The organism is Streptomyces sp. NPDC048258, from assembly GCF_043201995.1.
Taxonomy (GTDB): Bacteria; Actinomycetota; Actinomycetes; order Streptomycetales; family Streptomycetaceae; genus Streptomyces.
Window position 1 is genome coordinate 68,596 of sequence record NZ_JBICZH010000024.1, and the last position, 16,700, is coordinate 85,295.

The 16,700-nt window shown below is 71.0% G+C and carries 17 protein-coding genes; 7 read left to right on the forward strand and 10 right to left on the reverse strand.

Going from position 1 to position 16,700, the window contains the following annotated elements:
* Positions 1-301 precede the first annotated feature (301 nt).
* Positions 302-2,464, forward strand: a complete 2,163-nt coding sequence (helR, locus tag ACGFYQ_RS35875; RefSeq protein WP_393750450.1) for an RNA polymerase recycling motor ATPase HelR — start codon at positions 302-304, stop codon at positions 2,462-2,464.
* 73 nt (positions 2,465-2,537) lie between these two features.
* Here helR and ACGFYQ_RS35880 read toward each other — a convergent pair whose 3' ends face one another.
* The 4 genes from ACGFYQ_RS35880 to ACGFYQ_RS35895 form a co-directional block, all read right to left on the reverse strand.
* Entirely contained in the window at positions 2,538-2,864 is a 327-nt protein-coding gene (locus ACGFYQ_RS35880; protein WP_393750452.1) for a hypothetical protein, read from the reverse strand.
* A 291-nt stretch (positions 2,865-3,155) separates the two neighbouring features.
* The gene (locus tag ACGFYQ_RS35885) at positions 3,156-3,416 is read right to left on the reverse strand and encodes a hypothetical protein (protein ID WP_393750454.1); all 261 of its coding nucleotides are present in this window, start codon (positions 3,414-3,416) and stop codon (positions 3,156-3,158) included.
* A gap of 265 nt (positions 3,417-3,681) precedes the next feature.
* The gene (locus ACGFYQ_RS35890; protein WP_393750456.1) at positions 3,682-3,894 is read right to left on the reverse strand and encodes a hypothetical protein; all 213 of its coding nucleotides are present in this window, start codon (positions 3,892-3,894) and stop codon (positions 3,682-3,684) included.
* A 148-nt stretch (positions 3,895-4,042) separates the two neighbouring features.
* Positions 4,043-4,750 (reverse strand): intradiol ring-cleavage dioxygenase, encoded by a 708-nt coding sequence (locus ACGFYQ_RS35895; RefSeq protein WP_393750458.1) that lies wholly within the window; start codon positions 4,748-4,750, stop codon positions 4,043-4,045.
* A gap of 273 nt (positions 4,751-5,023) precedes the next feature.
* Between ACGFYQ_RS35895 and ACGFYQ_RS35900 the strand changes: the two genes are divergently transcribed.
* Together ACGFYQ_RS35900 and ACGFYQ_RS35905 are read left to right on the forward strand one after the other, a co-directional pair.
* Positions 5,024-6,223 (forward strand): winged helix DNA-binding domain-containing protein, encoded by a 1,200-nt coding sequence (locus tag ACGFYQ_RS35900; RefSeq protein WP_393750460.1) that lies wholly within the window; start codon positions 5,024-5,026, stop codon positions 6,221-6,223.
* 146 nt (positions 6,224-6,369) lie between these two features.
* Positions 6,370-6,717, forward strand: a complete 348-nt coding sequence (locus ACGFYQ_RS35905; protein WP_393750462.1) for a hypothetical protein — start codon at positions 6,370-6,372, stop codon at positions 6,715-6,717.
* Between the two features lie 28 nt (positions 6,718-6,745).
* On the opposite strand, the gene ACGFYQ_RS35910 is transcribed toward ACGFYQ_RS35905, so the two are convergent.
* From ACGFYQ_RS35910 to ACGFYQ_RS35920, 3 genes are read right to left on the reverse strand one after another with little or no spacing between them, the layout of a single operon-like run.
* Complete coding sequence (locus ACGFYQ_RS35910; RefSeq protein WP_393750464.1) at positions 6,746-7,426, reverse strand: NUDIX domain-containing protein; 681 nt, start codon at positions 7,424-7,426, stop codon at positions 6,746-6,748.
* Positions 7,423-7,776 carry a DUF4406 domain-containing protein gene (locus tag ACGFYQ_RS35915; protein WP_393750548.1) on the reverse strand — a complete coding sequence of 118 codons (354 nt, stop codon included), beginning with the start codon at positions 7,774-7,776 and terminating at the stop codon, positions 7,423-7,425. The genes ACGFYQ_RS35910 and ACGFYQ_RS35915 overlap by 4 nt, the downstream gene beginning before the upstream one ends.
* Before the next feature lie 60 nt (positions 7,777-7,836).
* Positions 7,837-8,622, reverse strand: coding sequence for a DeoR/GlpR family DNA-binding transcription regulator (locus ACGFYQ_RS35920; protein WP_393750466.1), 786 nt, complete (start codon positions 8,620-8,622; stop codon positions 7,837-7,839).
* A 100-nt stretch (positions 8,623-8,722) separates the two neighbouring features.
* On the opposite strand from ACGFYQ_RS35920, the gene ACGFYQ_RS35925 reads away from it, so the two are divergent.
* Complete coding sequence (locus ACGFYQ_RS35925) at positions 8,723-9,670, forward strand: NAD-dependent epimerase/dehydratase family protein (protein WP_393750468.1); 948 nt, start codon at positions 8,723-8,725, stop codon at positions 9,668-9,670.
* Here the strand turns inward: ACGFYQ_RS35925 and ACGFYQ_RS35930 are convergent.
* Together ACGFYQ_RS35930 and ACGFYQ_RS35935 are read right to left on the reverse strand one after the other, a co-directional pair.
* Positions 9,648-10,448, reverse strand: a complete 801-nt coding sequence (locus ACGFYQ_RS35930) for a pyridoxamine 5'-phosphate oxidase family protein (protein ID WP_393750470.1) — start codon at positions 10,446-10,448, stop codon at positions 9,648-9,650. The genes ACGFYQ_RS35925 and ACGFYQ_RS35930 overlap by 23 nt on opposite strands.
* Positions 10,445-11,938: a globin domain-containing protein gene (locus ACGFYQ_RS35935; RefSeq protein ID WP_393750472.1), complete on the reverse strand. Its 1,494-nt coding sequence runs from the start codon at positions 11,936-11,938 to the stop codon at positions 10,445-10,447. Before ACGFYQ_RS35935 ends, ACGFYQ_RS35930 begins: the two co-directional genes overlap by 4 nt.
* A 548-nt stretch (positions 11,939-12,486) precedes the next feature.
* On the opposite strand from ACGFYQ_RS35935, the gene ACGFYQ_RS35940 reads away from it, so the two are divergent.
* On the forward strand, positions 12,487-13,683 hold the full coding sequence (locus ACGFYQ_RS35940) for a copper resistance D family protein (RefSeq protein ID WP_393750474.1): 1,197 nt from the start codon (positions 12,487-12,489) through the stop codon (positions 13,681-13,683).
* On the opposite strand, the gene ACGFYQ_RS35945 is transcribed toward ACGFYQ_RS35940, so the two are convergent.
* A complete protein-coding gene (locus ACGFYQ_RS35945) occupies positions 13,678-14,736 on the reverse strand; it encodes an aldo/keto reductase (protein ID WP_393750476.1) in 1,059 nt (352 codons plus the stop codon). The two genes, ACGFYQ_RS35940 and ACGFYQ_RS35945, sit on opposite strands and share 6 nt — an antisense overlap.
* A gap of 96 nt (positions 14,737-14,832) precedes the next feature.
* Between ACGFYQ_RS35945 and ACGFYQ_RS35950 the strand changes: the two genes are divergently transcribed.
* Complete coding sequence (locus ACGFYQ_RS35950) at positions 14,833-15,441, forward strand: TetR/AcrR family transcriptional regulator (protein ID WP_393750478.1); 609 nt, start codon at positions 14,833-14,835, stop codon at positions 15,439-15,441.
* 309 nt (positions 15,442-15,750) lie between these two features.
* Complete coding sequence (locus ACGFYQ_RS35955; RefSeq protein ID WP_393750480.1) at positions 15,751-16,698, forward strand: LysR substrate-binding domain-containing protein; 948 nt, start codon at positions 15,751-15,753, stop codon at positions 16,696-16,698.
* The last annotated feature ends 2 nt before the right edge of the window (positions 16,699-16,700 follow it).

Genomic DNA, 16,700 nt, shown 5'->3' on the forward strand with positions numbered 1-16,700 from the left:
GATCTGACGAAGAGAAAGACGAAGACAAAGAGGAGTCCCCACTCCTTGCCACTCTCAACTTATAGCGCACCAGGGGGCTTGCGGCAAGATCCAGTTCGTGGTGCAGAATCGCGGACCGAGGTCAGAACTCCGCAAATTTAGGAGAATCACGAAGTGTGTTTTTTGTTGTCGGTTTATGGGTCGTGCGGTGCCGTCGACCCGATCGTGGGACGCGCGCTGCGGTTGCGAGCCCTCGACACCGAGGTGCGGGTGTGCGACCCGCTGGACGTCGCGGCGGCGACCGCGGACCGGAGCTGATGACATGAACTCTCTGACCACCAGCGCGTTCGAGCTTCCCGACCGCCTCTCCCCCAAGGCCGATCCGGCGCTGATCCACGGCGACGAGCAGCACTTCGCCGACATCGCGGAGAGCCTCGAGCAGGCGATCTCCGAACTGTCCGACCGCCTCGAAGCCGAGCGCAGGGCTCCCGGCGGCATCGGCCGGGAGGCGATGGAGCGGGACATGGAGATCCACCGGCTGACCGGTCGTCTGCGTGCCTTGCGTCGCTTCGGTCTGGACCTGTGCCTGGGACACATCGTCAGTGCGGACCATCCCGAGCCCGTGTACATCGGACGCCTCGGCCTCACCGACAGCACGGGGCGTCGGCTGCTGCTCGACTGGCGCTCCCCCGCGGCCGAGCCGTTCTTCGCGGCGACCCACGCCAACCCGATGGGTCTGGCGAGCCGCCGCAGGTACCGCTGGACCCGTGGCCGGATCAGCGACTACTGGGACGAAGTGTTCACCGCCGACGGACTCGAGGGGCACGCCGCGCTCGACGACCAGTCCGCGTTCATCGCCAGTCTGGGCAGCAACCGTTCGGCCCGGATGCGCGATGTGCTCGCCACCATCCAGGCCGACCAGGACGCCGTCATCCGGGCGGGATCCCGCGGCGCTCTCGTCGTCGACGGTGGTCCGGGTACGGGCAAGACCGTCGTCGCTCTGCACCGCGCCGCCCATCTCCTCTACTCCGACCCCCGACTCGGTCACCGTCGGGGCGGCGTTCTGTTCGTCGGTCCGCACCAGCCCTACCTGGCCTATGTCGCCGATGTCCTGCCCAGCCTCGGCGAGGAGGGTGTGCAGACGTGCACCGTGCGCGACCTCGTCGCCGAGGGAGCCGGAGCGGCGATCGAGACCGACCCGGACGTGGCCCGTCTGAAGTCGTCCGCGAACATGGTGAAGGCGATCGAGGCGGCCGTCGGCATCTACGAGGAGCCGCCCACCGAGGGGATCACGGTCTCCAGCCACTGGTCCGACATCTGGCTGAGCGCCGACGACTGGGCGGCGGCGTTCGAAGCAGTGGAACCAGGCACTCCGCACAACGAGGCGCGTGACCAGATCCGCGAGGAGCTGCTCACGATCCTGATGGACAAGGACGACAGCGACGTCGCGCCCGAGCTGCTCCGGAAGTCGCTGCTGCAGGACCGGGAGCTGATCAGGACCCTCAACCGTGCGTGGCCGATGCTCGAAGCCGGTGACATCGTCGGAGATCTGTGGTCGGTGCCCGCCTACCTCCGCAAGTGCGCTCCCTGGCTCGGCCCCGATGACGTTCGCGCATTGCGGCGCAAGGACGCCCAGGCCTGGACGGTGTCCGACCTGCCGCTCCTGGACGCGGCACGGCAGCGGCTCGGCGACCCGGAGGCGTCCGTACGCAAGCGCCGCCACGACGCCTCCGTCGCCGCCGAACGTGCGCGCAGGGCCGATGTCATCGACGGCCTGCTGGAGGCCGACGACGACGGCGAAGGCGCGGTGACGATGCTGCGCGGACGGGACCTGCAGGACACCCTGATCGACGAGAGCGCACTCCCCGGCACCGAACCGGACCGCCTCGTCGGCCCGTTCGCGCACATCGTCGTGGACGAGGCTCAGGAACTGACCGACGCGGAGTGGCAGATGCTGCTGCTGCGCTGCCCGTCCCGGAGCTTCACCATTGTCGGGGACCGCGCCCAGGCCAGGCACGGGTTCACGGAGTCATGGCAGGAACGGCTCGAGCGGGTCGGTCTCGACCGGATCAACGTGGCATCCCTGAGCATCAACTACCGCACGCCGGAAGAGGTCATGGCGGAAGCCGAACTCGTCATCCGAGCCGAGCTCCCGGACGCCAACGTGCCCACCTCCATCCGCAGCAGCGGCATCCCCGTCGTCCACGGATCCGTCGCGGATCTGGACGCGGTCCTCGACACCTGGCTCGCTGCGCATGCCGACGGGATCGCCTGCGTCATCGGCACCGGTGACATCGGCGAGGGCACGTTCCGGGCGAGGTCCCGCGTCCGGTCGCTGACCCCGGAGCTCTCGAAGGGGCTCGAGTTCGACCTGGTCGTCCTCGTCGATCCGGAGGAGTTCGGCAAGGGTGTCGAAGGAGCGGTCGACCGCTATGTCGCGATGACCCGGGCGACCCGGCAACTCGTCATCCTCACGAGCTCCTGACGAGCTCGGACAGCGGTGCCGGCGCTCGTACGCCCGGCACCGCACGTCGGCCGTGCGCGTCACGGATCCCGGGTCATTCCACGAAACCGCTGCACTGGGTGTGCTCGTTGCCCTGCGACACGCTGTACTTGGCGTTCTCCACGTTCAGCATCTGGAAGCCGCCGTCCTGACCGATGGTGAACTGCCCGCCCGCGGCGGTGGGCGAGGACAGGAACGCGGGCCCGGGCGTGAAGCCGCCGCCGGAGAGGTGCACCTTCCCGTTGTCCAGGACGCCGGAGATGGAGCAGGTGGCGGCGGGAACGGCAGCGGCCGCCGGGGCCCATGCGAGGGCGGCCGGCGCGACGAGGAACGCGGCGGCGACGAAGGGAGCGAGTGCGGACAGACGTGTGGTGCGGTTCATTGTTCTTCCTCCCAGGAGGAGAGATCTCCGTCCACTCCATCGTCTGCCCACCGCCCTCGGGCGTCGACCGGGATCCCCACGCCTACCGCTACGGTCCGCAACCATGTCGATACACGTCGTTTCCCGAAAAATGGGCGCGCCAGAATCCGGAAAGGGCCCTGAGCTGGCCAAACGCGCGTGAAACGCACATCTCGCCCTGGCCGGGTAGGTTCATAGGCGCGGGGTGCGGTCCTGGCCACCATGGCCGCGACGGGGGACCGCACCCCGCCACTGATCCCGAACGGACCTGGACTAGTACCAGTAGCTGAGCCCCGACTTGTACGGCGTCAGGCTCCGCTGCCCCACGACGCCGCGGTAGGTGTACCAGCCCCACTTCTTGCACATGGTCTGGTAGCTGAGGGTGTTGTGCGCGCCGGTCCCCACGCGAACGCGCGGGTAGATGACGTTGTCACCCCAGTCGCCCGTCGCCGGACCGCTCGAATAGGCGTCCACCCCCCAGTAGACACCGACCACCGAGCCGCCGGCCGGGCAGTTCCAGTTGCCGAAGTTCACCCAGACATTCCCCCCTGTCCACGCGCTCGCGGGTGCGGCGCTGAGTCCGACGATCCCGGCTGTCATCAGTGAGCCCGCCAGCACTCCACGAGCCTTCCGCCACAACGATCCAGGCATGGAACCTCCCCTACGCGGCTGCGCACCGTCGCGCACCTCGCCTTCGTGGGCAGAGCTTCCCACCGGAACCAGGTGATTGTCCGACTTACGAGGAGATTGATTGAAAGTCGAACAGATGGCCGACGGTCGATGGTTTGGCCTCCCTCTCTCAGAGGGATTCCCTGGCGACGTCCTCGGCCGCGCGGCTCTCCGCGGTGTGCGGGTCGAGTTCGCTCAGGGTCAGGAGGGACACGTCGTCACTGAGGCGCTTCTCCCATGCGGCGGCCATGGCCTCCTGCTGTTCACGGGGCAGCTGCCGCACTTCCTCCTGTCTGGCCGGGGCGAGGGCTTTGAGGAACCGCGTCAGGGGATCGGTGTCCATGGATACGTCCTTCGGGTCCGCGGCCGCGCGGACCGCGCGCCCGGTTGGTGGGTCCTGGGCATCCCTTCCCGGCACTTCGGCCGGGGGATGCACCGGGCGCCGCCGAGTCACCCTCCGGAGCCGCGCCCGCGGGCAGGGGCCGCACGGCTCAGTCGATCCCCACGGTGTACGCGGCCCGGTAGCCGGCGCCATCGGGTACGGGGGCCAGGGTCAAGGCGGTTCCGGAGTCCCGGTAGCGGTCGTCCCGGGCGTTGGGGTGCTCCGGCACCGGGCGGCGCGCGTAGGGCTGCTTGGCGTACAGCCGGCGCAGCAGGTCCTCGGGGAAGAAGAGCTGCGACGAGGTCTCGGTACGGGTGTCGGGGCGACGCACCTTGAAGTGGATGTGCGGGGCCAGTCCCGCGTACCAGCCGGGCACGATCGTGCGGAAGACGCACCTGCCCGCACTGTCGGTGACCTGCGTGCCGCGCAGGAACACGTCCTGGCCGCTCGAGTAGGTGCCTTGGGCGTCGGCATGCCACACGTCGATGGCGATGCCCTTGAGCGGACGGCACCCTCCGGAGACCCGGACCACGGTCAGGTCCAGGCGCAACGGCACGCCTTCGCGGCCGTCCGTGATGTCCGACCGGACCCGGTCGAGGTCCAGGTAGTACGGTCCGGTGCCCCACTCCGTGGTGAGGACACAGCCCGGAGTGGGCGTTCCCGGAGGTGGGGACGCGGGCTCCGAAGTCTGCTGCGGCGCCGTGCGCAGCGCCACTGCGGAAGTGCCGCAGGCCGCGGTCAGCGCGCCGACCGCGGCCGACCCGGCGGCCAGCAGCACCGCGCGGCGGGTGGTGGGGGAGGTTTCCTTCTCGGCCATGCACAGCCCCTCACACGTACTTCCGTCCTCGGGCCGCCGCCTGCGGACGGCCGCGACCACCGTGCCGGAACCCGGGGACACCGGCCACGGCCGACACGCTCCCTCACCCGGTCGGCAGAGAAGATCACCCTCGGGACACGCCCCGCGGGCTCCTGCCCGCGCATCGTGCAGGCCCCTCCCCTGCCGCCGGCCCGACCGGCCGCACCCGGTGGCGCAGCAACCGCTCCGCCGCGGGCTCAGGCGTGCCCGTCCGCCGAGTCGTAGCGTGGCCCCATGCAGACGATGCCGGTGTCCTGGACCGCCGCGAGCGCCCGCCGGATGGACCGGCAAGGACTCCTCGCCCCCGCCACGACCGCCGGGACCTCGCCCGCCGACATCGCCGGGCGGATGCTCGGCGCGCACGCCCAGGTGGCGTCCGCGGCGGAACTCTCCATCGCGCTACGCCTGGACGGCGCGACCCGCACGGACGTACGCGATGCGCTCACCGGCGCAGAAGGGCCGGCCCGAGGACAGAACCCTCGCGAGGGGCCGCGACCGGGCACGCTGGTCAAGACCTTCGGGCCGCGGGGCACCATCCATCTGCTGCCCGCCCAGGACCTGCCCTGGTGGACCGGGGCCCTCTCCGCCCTGCCCGCGCGCCCCAGCCCCTTCGGCCCCGAGGCCCGGATGACGGCCGCCCAGACGGACGAGGTGATCGCCGCGATCGGCGACGCGCTGACCGGCGCCGAACTGACGGTGGACGAGCTCACCGAGGCGATCGTGGCGCGGACCGGATCCTGGGCCGCGGACCCGGTCATGCCCGCCTTCCAGACCATGTGGCCGCGCTGGCGCCAGGTCACACACGCCGCCGCCCACCGCGGAGCGCTGGCTTTCGGCCGCGACCGGGGGCGCAGGGTCACGTACACCAATCCCGGCTGCACCCCCGCCTCCCCCACCCGGTCGCTTCACGAGCTTGTGAACCGCTATCTGCGCGCCTACGGGCCCGCCACCGCCGAGGACTTCGCCGCCTGGCTCGCCGCACCCAAGGGCTGGGCCGCCGAGCTCTTCGCCTCCCTCTCCCAGGAGGGGCGCATCGAGGAGACGGCCTTCGCGTCCGGCCGGGCATGGCTCGCCGCCGGGGACACCACCTTCCCGGACGAACCCGCGCGCGGCTTGCGACTGCTGCCCTACTTCGACGCCTACGTCGTCGCCGGCCGCCCGCGCGAGCTGCTCTTCCCCGGCTCCGCGGCCACCCGCGCCCTGGCCGGCGGCCAGGCCGGCAACTACCCGGTCCTGCTGGTCGGCGGCACGGTCGCCGGTGTCTGGCACCAGCGCCGTACAGGTCGGCGCATCGCGCTCACCGTGGAGCCGGTGGGGCGGCTGAGCGCGGCCCACCGCCGCGCACTGGACGAACAGGTCGAGCGTACGGGCGCGATGCTCGAGGGAACCGCGGAGCTCACCCTCGGCAAGGTCACCGTAGGACCCCACGCCTGACCCCGAGCCGACCCGCGCCCGGCGCCGCGGGACACCCTCCCTCCTTCGGTCGTCATCCCACCGGGTGCGCACCGGATGCCTACCGGCCCACGGCACGCCAGGCTGCGGTCAAGGGCAGCCATCACTGGACAGACGAGGACCGAACCATGTCCCATCTCCGGCACATCGGCGTCATCACCGGGGCGGCGCTGCTGCTGCTCACGGCCACGGCCTGCTCGGCCGGCAAGACCACCCTGGGCACACTCAGCTTCCGCGCCCACGACTCCCCGATCGAGGTCACGTACACGAACACCCCCGTCCAGGGCTGCCACAAGATCGGCCTCCTGCGCGGCGCGGCCCACGTGGAGAACAACAGCCACACCGACGTCATCCTCTACCGGACACCGATGTGCCAGAAGACCGAGGAAGCCGCCGGAATCTACGTCCCGCAGTCCACGTCGAACGTGACCGCCCCCCACACCCTGCCGTGGCGCAGCTTCACCGTCGTCCACTGACCGGCTCGCGGCCCGGTCCCGGCCCGTCTCAACTCTGGCGGGTGAGTGGGCCGGCCGGTCGGAACGGGCCGGCGAGGGCTGCCCATTGGAGCAGCATGATGGTTTTCGCATCGGCGATCGTGCCGTCGCGCACCATGTCGAGTGCGTCGGCGAAGGCGAGTTCGACGGTGGTGATGTCCTCGCCCTCGGCGGCGATTCCGGTCGCCCCGGTGGGGGTGTCCGCCGGGTCGTAGGGGGCGGCGTAGAAGTGCAGGCGTTCGGTGACGGAGCCGGGGCTCATGTAGACGTCGAAGACGTGCTCGGGAGTGCCGATGACGTGTCCGGTCTCTTCGGCTGCTTCTCGGCGGATCGCTTCGTGCGGGCTGTCGCCGTCGAGGAGTCCGGCGGCGGTTTCCAGGAGCATGCCGTCGGGGTGTCCGTTGACGTAAGCGGGCAGGCGGAACTGGCGGGTGAGCAGCACGGTGCGGTGGTCGGCGTTGTGGAGCAGGACCGTCGCCCCGTCGCCGCGGTCGTACGTCTCGCGCTGCTCGCGGCTGACGTGCCCGTCACCGTGCTCGTAGTCGAACGTGGTCTTGCGCAGGACGTACCAGTCGCAGGAGAGCACCTCCACGTCGCGGATCCGCACGTGCGGGTTGCCGGTCAGGTCGCGGCCGTGCCGGTCCAGGCCGGTGCGGCCGCGGCGGTCGGGGGTGTCGAGGCCGGCGGTCATCGGGCGGCCGGCACGTCGGCGAGACCGGTGTAGACGTCCTTGCCCTGGGCGCGGGCCTGGGCGACCATCCGGTCCGCTCCCTCGGAGGGGCCGCCGATCCGCAGAACGGCGTCGCAGCGGGTGAGCAGTTGCTCGGCGACGGGGTGGAAGATCTCGCGGAAGAGCGGGTCGCCGGGCCGGGTGCTCCCCGCGGCCTCCATCAGCGGCAGGGCGAGGGCCTCGCCGGTGACGGGGAGGTGCCCGGCGCGGAAGAGGACGAGGGCGGTCTGGTTCATCGCCCGGACATTGGCTTCGAGCTTGTGCGGGTCGTCGCCGGTGCCCGATCGGTAGGGACCGGCGACGAGGATCATCAGCGAGCTGGGTTCGGTGGCCACGACGGACACTCCTCGGTACGGGGGCGGGGACGAGGTTCAGGCCAGGACGGTCTCGACGCCCGCCTCACGCAGGGCGTCCAGGGTCTGCGGGCCGCTGGGATGTGTGCCGGCGTCTTCGGCGGCTCGGTCGGTGACGAAACGGTGCACGGCGTCGAGGGGGGCGACCCGGCTGAACGCGCGCACCCCGAGCTTCGTCGCGTCCGCCACCGCGACGGTACGGGCGGCCCGGGCGAGTCCGGCCTGTTTGACGGCGGCGTCGTCCAGGGAGAACTCCGACCAGCCGTGCTCGGCGTGCACACCGCCGATGGACATGACGAAGCAGTCGAAGGCCAAGGACTCCAGCGTGCGCAGCGCCAGCGGTCCGACGAAGGAACGCTCGCCGGGACGGGAGCGGCCGCCCACGACCAGGAGCTCGATCCCCGGCCGGTCTGCCAGGCAGACCGCGGCCTGAAGGCTCAGCACGGCGACCGTCAACGGGGCCCGGGCCGCCAGGTGCTCGGCGACGTGCACCGTCGTGGTCCCGGCGTCCAGCAGTACCCGCGATCCCGGCTCCACCAGCGCGGCCGCGGCGGCGCCCAGGCGGTCCTTGGTGGCGGCCTGCCACGGCTCCCGTGCCGCGAACCCGGCGTCCTCCGCCCGCGAGCGCGTTGCCACGGCTCCGCCGTGCACGCGGCGCAGCAGACCCTGGCCCTCCAGAACGTCGAGGTCCCTGCGCACGGTCATCTCCGACACGCCCAGACGCTGGGAGAGCTCCGACACGGAAACCCGGTCGGAGCCCTGCACCAATCGCAGGGTCAGATCCAAACGATTGGCGACACCCATGACTACTTTCTACCATCCTGACGTTCGAATGGACAATCACATGTGCGAAATCACCAGGACCGGATGGAGCCGCCCGGTGGGCTCGCGCTAGTGTTCGTGCGTGAGCCTTCATGTCGTGATGGGATTCGGGCCCGCCGGGGCGGCCACCGCTCGGCTGCTGGCCGAGCAGGGGCACTCCGTACGGGTCGTCACCACATCGGGCCGACGCCCGGAACCCGGCATCGAACACATCGCGTTGGACGCGACGGACAGCCGGCGGCTGATCGAGGCGTCGCGGGGCGCGGCCGCGATCTACAGCTGTGCGGCACCGCCCTACCACCGCTGGACGAGTGAATGGCCGCCGCTGGCCTCGTCGGCGTGCGCGGCGGCCGAGGCGGCCGGGGCCGCCCTGGTCATGCTGGGCAATCTCTACGGCTACGGTCCGGTGGACGGCCCCATGACCGAGAAGCTGCCACTCGTGGCGACCGGCCCCAAGGGAAGGGTGCGCGCCGCCGTGTGGGAGCAGGCGCGCAACCTGCACGAGCAAGGTCGTATCAAGGCGGTCGAGGTGCGGGCCTCGGACTTCTTCGGGCCGGGCGTGACCGACGGCGGGCACCTGGCCGCGCGGGTCATGCCACGGCTGCTGCGCGGCAAGCCGGTCACCACGCTCGGGGATCCGGACGCCCCGCACAGCTGGAGCTACCTCCCTGATGTGGCCAGGGCCCTGGTCGAGGTCGCGGGTGAGGAACGGGCCTGGGGACGGGCCTGGCACGTCCCGACGGGACCCGCGCTGACGACCCGGGAGATGGTCGACCGCCTTGCCGCTCGGTCCGGAACGGGCCCGGTCGCGGTGCGCGGGCTCTCGCCGGCAGTCCTGGGCGTCCTCTCGGTCTTCTCCCCCCTGATCCGCGAACTGAAGGAGATCCGCTATCAGTTCGACCGTCCGTTCGTCGTTGATTCAAGCGCTTACGAAGCGGAGTTCACGGTACGAGCCACCCCGGTCGATGAGCAGGTGAAGGCGACGGTGGACTGGTGGCGTGAGCGGCTCAGCGGAGCAACCGACGTCTGAACCAGCCGCCGAACACCTGCTCCTCGGCCCCGGCGGATCGCTGCTCGGCCCTCTCCAGGGCACGCTCGGCCTCCGCCCGCCAGGTCGCCGGGTCCGCGCGGGGCGGGGGCACGAACGGACCTCGCTCCGGCGCTTCGGCGGCGGCTCCGAAGAAGTCGCCGCCCTTGCGCTTGAAGTCGTCCGTTCCCCACGCGCGCCCGCGGCCGCGCGGGGGCACCTTCTGCAGATGGGGAATGTGCTTGGCACAGTGGATGTACGCCTCTTCGACGGCGATCTCCACCCACACCTGGGCCCGGCGGCCGGGCACGGCGTCGACCGCGAGCCCGAAGTGGGCCCGGCGCATGTCGTCATCGGCCACGATCCGTGCCCTGCCGTTGACGTGGAGCCCGACGCGGTCCCGGAGGAAGTCCACGACGAGGATGCCGACGTGGGGGTTCTCCTCGATGTTGCCGAGGCTGGCCTGGACACCGTTGCCCCGGTACTCGGGGTAGGCGAGGGTCCGGTCGTCGAGGACGTGGAGGAAGCCGGGCGGGCCGGCGCGGAAGGTGTTGTCGCACTCGCCGTGCCGGTCGGAGGTCGCCAGGAAGAACATCTCCTGTCGTGCCACGAACTCCCGCATCCGGGTGTTGAGCCGGTCGAGGACCTGTTCGGCGTAGAACGTGTCGGCGCGCTGGGCGGTGCCCGTGCGCTGCTGGACCAGGTGTTCGCCGTCACTGCCCGGACGTGTGGTGCGTACAGGCGCCACGTGCGGGTGGCCGGCCTGTTCGGATGTGCTCAATTCCTTGCCCCGACCAGTTCCTCGATGGAGTCGTGCCGTATGCGGTGCGTGGGCATGCCGATGCCCACCAGGGTGTCGACGCCGCGGCGGATCATGCCGGGCGGGCCGGACAGGTACGCGTCGTAGGTGTGCCATGGTCCGTACTGGCAGACCGCGTCCGGGAGTTGGCCGCACAGATTGCCGGCGAGGCCGTCGTCGACGACCGGACGGACCAAGAGCCAGGGGTGCGACTGCTGCATGCGGAGCATGGTGTCGATGTCGTACAGGTCGTGGTCGCGGCGGGCTCCGTAGAACACCTGGACGGAACGCCTCCGGCCGTGCTGGGCCACGTCCTCGATCAGGGCCTTGATGGGCGCGATGCCGGTGCCGCCGCCGAGGCAGAGCAGCCCGTTGTCGGTGCTGTGGTCCACGGTCATGGATCCGGCGGGGGGACCGAGACGGATCACGTCCCCCGGGCGGGCGCGGCGCACGAGGGCGCTGGAGACCCAGCCCGCCGGCACGGCCTTGACGTGGAAGGAGAGCAGGCCGTCGGAGCGGGGCGCCGAGGCGAAGGAGTAGTGCCGCCAGACGCGCGGCCACCAGGGCGTCTCCAGGGCCGTGTACTGCCCGGCGAGGAAGGGATAGGGCGCGTCGGGCCGGACCGTCACGACCGCGATGTCGGGCGTCCGCATCTCATGGGAGACCACCTCCGCCTGCCACCAGGCGGGTGCGCGCAGCTCGTCCTGGGCCGCCGCGTCGATCATGATCTGGGAGATCGCGGTGTAGGCACCCACCCAGGCGGCCTCGGTCCGCGGACCCCAGCTCCGCTCGGCGTACTGGGAGAGGGCGCCGATGAGGCACTCCCCGACGGCCGGGTAGTGCTCGGGAAGCGTGCCGTACTTCCGGTGCCCGCGGCCCAGATGGGTCAGGTACGCGGTCAGGGTGTCGGCGTCGTCCACATGTGTCGCGGCGGCGAGCAGCGCCTTGAAGAGGCGGTCGCGCTGGGTGTCCATCGCCGCGGGGAACAGGGCCCGCAGGTCCGGGTGCCGGAGGAAGAGCAGGGCGTAGAAATACGACGTGACCTTGTCGGCGATCGGCTCGATCTCGGCCATGGTGCGGCGCAGCAGCGCGGCGTCCGACGTGTCCTCGGGCGCCGTGGTCCGTCTGTCCTCCGCTGCCGGTACGGACTCGCGGGCTGCCGGTACGGACTCACGGACCGTCGGTACGGACTCACGGGCAGGGTCCGGGGGCGCGGCCGGCCCGGGCGACGGAGCAGGCGCGGGCGCCGGAGCAGGCGCGGGCGTCTCGGGTGCCGTACGGCTTCTGTCGGCACCGCTGCCCACAGGGCGTATCGGCGTGACGGGGCGGCTGGGTATTCGGTCCTCGACGTCCCGGTGCTGCGCGCCGGTCCCGGCCGTTCCCCTGCCCGGGCTCCGGCCGAACCAGCCCCCGTCCCGACTCGTTCCGCCGGAGCTGTGGCCATCGGCCGACGTGTTGGTCGGAGCATCCATCGGTTTGCCTCGCCTCGAACGTCTTTCGGTCGGTCTTCGGACGCGGAGTCCGAGTGTGCCCCGATTTCCCTCGCCCTATCGGAATTCCCGGCGATTCACACCCATCTCTTCAAAGCTGCTGACACATGCCGCACTTGATGCCTTGACGGGCATCCGGGCGGGCGAACGGGCTCGACCATACCCCGCCCGCGCGAATTCACGAACGCGCCCCTCAAGCATCAGTCCTGCGCCGGATTCTGGCTGGTCAGAGCATCGCACAGGTCAGGAACTCGGGTTTCGCGGGAAAGTTACCAATGAGTTGGACCGATGCCACAAGCCGTTCTCCACGCGGTTATGAGGGATGCGCCGAAGTGAACTCGCAGGGCGACCCGAACTCCTCACAGAGCTCTCGCGGGGTCTTCACATCTCCTCCCGTTCGACAAGGCCCGTCGGCAGTCACCCGCGGCGAGGGCCGGGCGCCGGCAGCCGACCGGCGGCCCGAGATCACGGTTTGGTCATGTACATGGGGGGCCCACGAGATGCAGAGTCGCTTAGGTTAGCCTGCCCTTATGATCTCCATACCTCTGGCCGCCGAGGCCGGCTACACCGTGCCTCCGCTGTGGCGCATCCTCACCAAGTCCGGTTACTTCATCGGCATGTCCGGAGCCATCGGCGCCACGGTGACCTACGCGGCGTCCATCCGCCCCGCCCTGCGCGCACCGGAGAACAACAGCGGTGACGTCGACGTCATGAGACGAAGAACGGCCGGGTACCTCGCCTGGGCGGGGGTGGTGCTGTTGGTCGCGGGCTACTTCCAGCTCGCCGCCCGCCTGGCCCGGGCCGGCAAGGGCATGCCGTTCGGTGACGCTCTCGCGCCGGGACGGATCTGGGACTTCCTGCTCGCGCCGGCGGCGAAGGGGGCCTGGGTCGCGCAGGGCACGATCTACCTGGTCCAGAACCTCGTACTGGTCCTCGCGTCCGTCGTCCTGATCTCGCTGTTCCTTCCCCGAGCGCGCCGGCACGTGAACGCCCTCGCGCTGACCGCCCTGCCCCTGAGCCTCGCGGTGACGCTCGTCGCAGCGGTTCCGGCCACCAAGCCGAAGGACGCGGACAAGTGGCTGGACCTCGTGTTCACACAGACCCACATCGTCAGCGGCGTGGTCTGGGTCGGCGGTCTGGCCCTGCTCGCCGCCCTCGCCGGCGGCCGCAGCCGGATGAGTGAGAACGCGGGCGCGCTGTGGGCCGACGTCTGGCGCCGCTTCGCCTTCGTCGCCCTGGTCTGTGTCGGCGCGGTGTTCACCTCCGGCCTGTGGATGAGCTGGAAGCACGTAGGCTCCATCAGCCAGCTCTGGACGACGACCTACGGACTCTTCCTGCTCGTCAAGATCCTGCTGGTCCTCGGCATGGTCGCGGCCGGCGGCGTCAACCAGTTCTGGCTCATGCCCCGTATCGCCCGGGCCCGCCGCGACGATGCCACGTCCTCCCTCCTGCACCTGACGCTGCGACACTTCCCGAAGGTGGTCTGGGCCGAGGTGGCCCTCGGGATCGCCGTCCTGGCCGTCGTCCCCTTCCTGGGCGGCTCGGCCCGTTCCGAGGCGGGCAGCCCCCCGGCCGTGTCGAGCGGCAGCGTCTTCGCCATGGGCGCCGTTCTCGTCCTCGCCCTCGCGGCTTCCCTCTACATCACGGTCAGGACCTCGGACGCGCTCGCGCGGCGCACGGCTGCGGCAACGCCTGCGGCTCCGGCTGCGGCTGCGGCGACGTCATGACGCCGGCTGGAACGCGGTGGAGATCATCGGCGGGTTGAGGCGCGCGAAGCCCTCCTGCCGCTCGTACGGGAAGTACGGGTACGGCGCCGGCTTGTGACTCGCCGCGTCGAGCCGCGCCGTCTGCTCGGCCGTCAGCGTCCAGCCGACCGCGCCGATGTTCTGGCGGAGTTGTTCCTCGTTGCGCGCGCCGATGATGACGGAGGACACGGTGGGACGCTGCAGCAGCCAGTTGATGGCCACCTGCGGAATCGTCCTGCCGGTGTCCTTCGCCACCTCGTCGAGCGCGTCGACGACGTCGAAGAGGTACGCGTCCTCCACCGGCGGCCCGTAGTCGGCGGTCTGGTGGAGCCGGCTCTCCGGCGGCAGCGCCAGGCCCCGGCGCACCTTCCCCGTCAGGCGCCCCCAGCCCAGGGGGCTCCAGACCATCGCGCCGACGCCCTGGTCGTGGCCGAGGGGCATCAGCTCCCATTCGTAGTCGCGGCCGACGAGCGAGTAGTAGACCTGGTGCGCCACGTACCGGGGAAAGCCGCCCTCGTCGGCCGCGGCGAGGGACTTCATCAGCTGCCAGCCCGCGAAGTTGGACACGCCGACGTACCGGATCTTGCCGGCCCGCACCAGCTGGTCGAGCGCGGAGAGCACCTCCTCGACCGGAGTACCGGCGTCGAAGGCGTGCATCTGGAAGAGATCGATGTAGTCGGTGCCGAGCCGGCGCAGGGCGTCCTCCGTCGCCTTGATCAGGCGCGAACGGGACGACCCGGCATCCCCCGGCCCGTCGCCCGTCGGCAGGCCGGTCTTGGTCGACAGGAGCACCCGGTCCCGCCTGCCCCTGATCGCCTCCCCCAGCACCTCCTCCGACGCTCCCGCCGAGTAGACATCAGCGGTGTCGAACATCGTGATGCCCGCTTCGAGGCAGATGTCCACGAGCCGGCGCGCCTCCTGCGCGTCCGTAGTACCCCAGGCGCCGAACAGCGGCCCCTGGCCGCCGAACGTGCCGGCCCCGAAGCTCAGAGCGGGAACCTTGAGACCGGACGCACCGAGCTGCCTGTATTCCATGACGAATCCCTCCAGCGAGCGTTAACAGCACCACAGACCCTTTAAGGTGGATACAACGTAACAGCGAACGACGACTAATGGAACCGGAGACCCGTTATGGCGACCAGAGATCCCGATCCGGGGACCGTACGTCCCGGGGGGCGTACGGCACGGGTTCGGGCGGCGGTGCTGCAAGCGGCCGGGGACACCCTGGCCGAGGCGGGCTTCCACGGACTGGATCTTGGCGAGGTCGCGCGGCGTGCCGAGGTGGGGAAGACGACCGTGTACCGCCGCTGGGGAACGGTGGCCGCCCTTGTCGCCGACCTGCTGACGGACATGGCCGAGCAATCGCTGCCGCACACCGAGACGGGCTCGCTGCTCGACGATCTCCGGGCCAACGCCGAGCTCGTACGGCGCACGTTGGCGGACTCCCGCCAGGGCCCGCTGTTCAAGGCGGTGATCGCCGCGGCCACGACCGACGAGAGGACGGCCGAGGCCCTGCACCGGTTCTACGAGGTACGCGTCACGGAGTGGGCGCCCTGCGTCCGGCAGGCCGTCGAACGGGGCGAGTTGCCGGCGGGCACCGACGCCGAAGAAGTGATCCGCGCGGTCTCGGCCCCGCTCTACTACCGGTTCCTGACCACCGGCGCCCCCCTCGACGAAGCCGCGGCGGAGCGGGCGGTACGAGCAGCCGTGGCTGCGGCGCGCGCGGGGGCCTTCACCTGAGACACCGTTCCCGGCGGGGAACGGAGCTCGTCGCGGTGCCGCCGCACGCGAAGATCTGATTTCGCCTCCTGCCTTCGAGGGGGCCTGCCAGGCTGGGGCAGAACGCGTGAGTTCTGTTTTCGGGAGGACCAGTTGACCACTCCGGAGGCCAAGGGGCCCAAGGTCCCGCCGTCGTACCCGCCGAGGACACCACCGCCGCAGAGGAAGCCGGTGGAGGCTCCCCGGCCGCAGCCGGCCACACGACCGACGGCCGGCTGAGCCCGCGCCGGCCCCGCATGGACGTCAGGAACCCGTGGCCGGTCCGACCGGATGCCGGCCCGGGCGGCGGGCTTCACCGCCCTTCGCGCGGTTGGTGATCACTCGCTCCAGGACCCAGAGCGCGTCGTCGCTGTCGCGGAGACGAGCAACTTCACCCGCGCCGCCGAGCAGTGCCTGGTCGTCCGGTCCGCGCCGAGTCACCAGATCGCCCGCCTGGAACGCGAGTTGGGCGCCAAGCTGTTCGACCGCACCAGCCGCCGCGTCCGGCTGACCCCCGCCGGCGAGGCGTTCCTCCCCGCGGCCCGTCAGGCTCTCGACGCAGCAGAACGAGCCCGCGCCGAAGTGGCGGCCGCCGTCGGGGAGATCCGGGGCCGGCTCGCCATCGGCGCCATCCCCACCGTCGTGGCGGTCGACCTCCCGGCTGCGCTGAAGCAATTCCACTCGCGCCATCCGGAGGTACGGATCAGCCTCCGCGCGGGCGCGAGCGAGGAGCTGATCGAGCGGGTGCGGCAGGGCACGCTGGACGCCGCCTTCCTGGGGCTTCCCCTGGGGGTACGCCCCGAGGGCGTACGCGGCCGCGAACTGGCGCGCGGTGACCTCGTCGCCGTGGTGGCGCCCGGCCACCCGCTGGCGGACAAGGAATCCGTGGGCCTGCGGCAGCTGCCGGACGAACCGTTCGTCGACTTCCCTCCGGGCACCGCTGCGCGGGTCCAGTCGGACGAGGCGTTCGCAGCGGCCGGAGTCCGGCGCGAGGTCGCCTTCGAAGTGACGACCGTGGACTTCATGGCTCGCCTGATCCGACAGGGCCTGGGCATCGGAATGCTGCCCGCCGCCTTCGTGTTCGAACTCCCCGATCTGTCCGTCCTCCAGCTCCGCGACGCTCCCGCCCGCGTGGAGCACCTCATCTGGAGTCGCTTCCCTCCCTCCCCTGCCGCCGCGGCCTTCATGTCCGCCCTCGGCATCCCGACGGCGGAGTCCTCCAGCTCGCCGGGCACGTGACT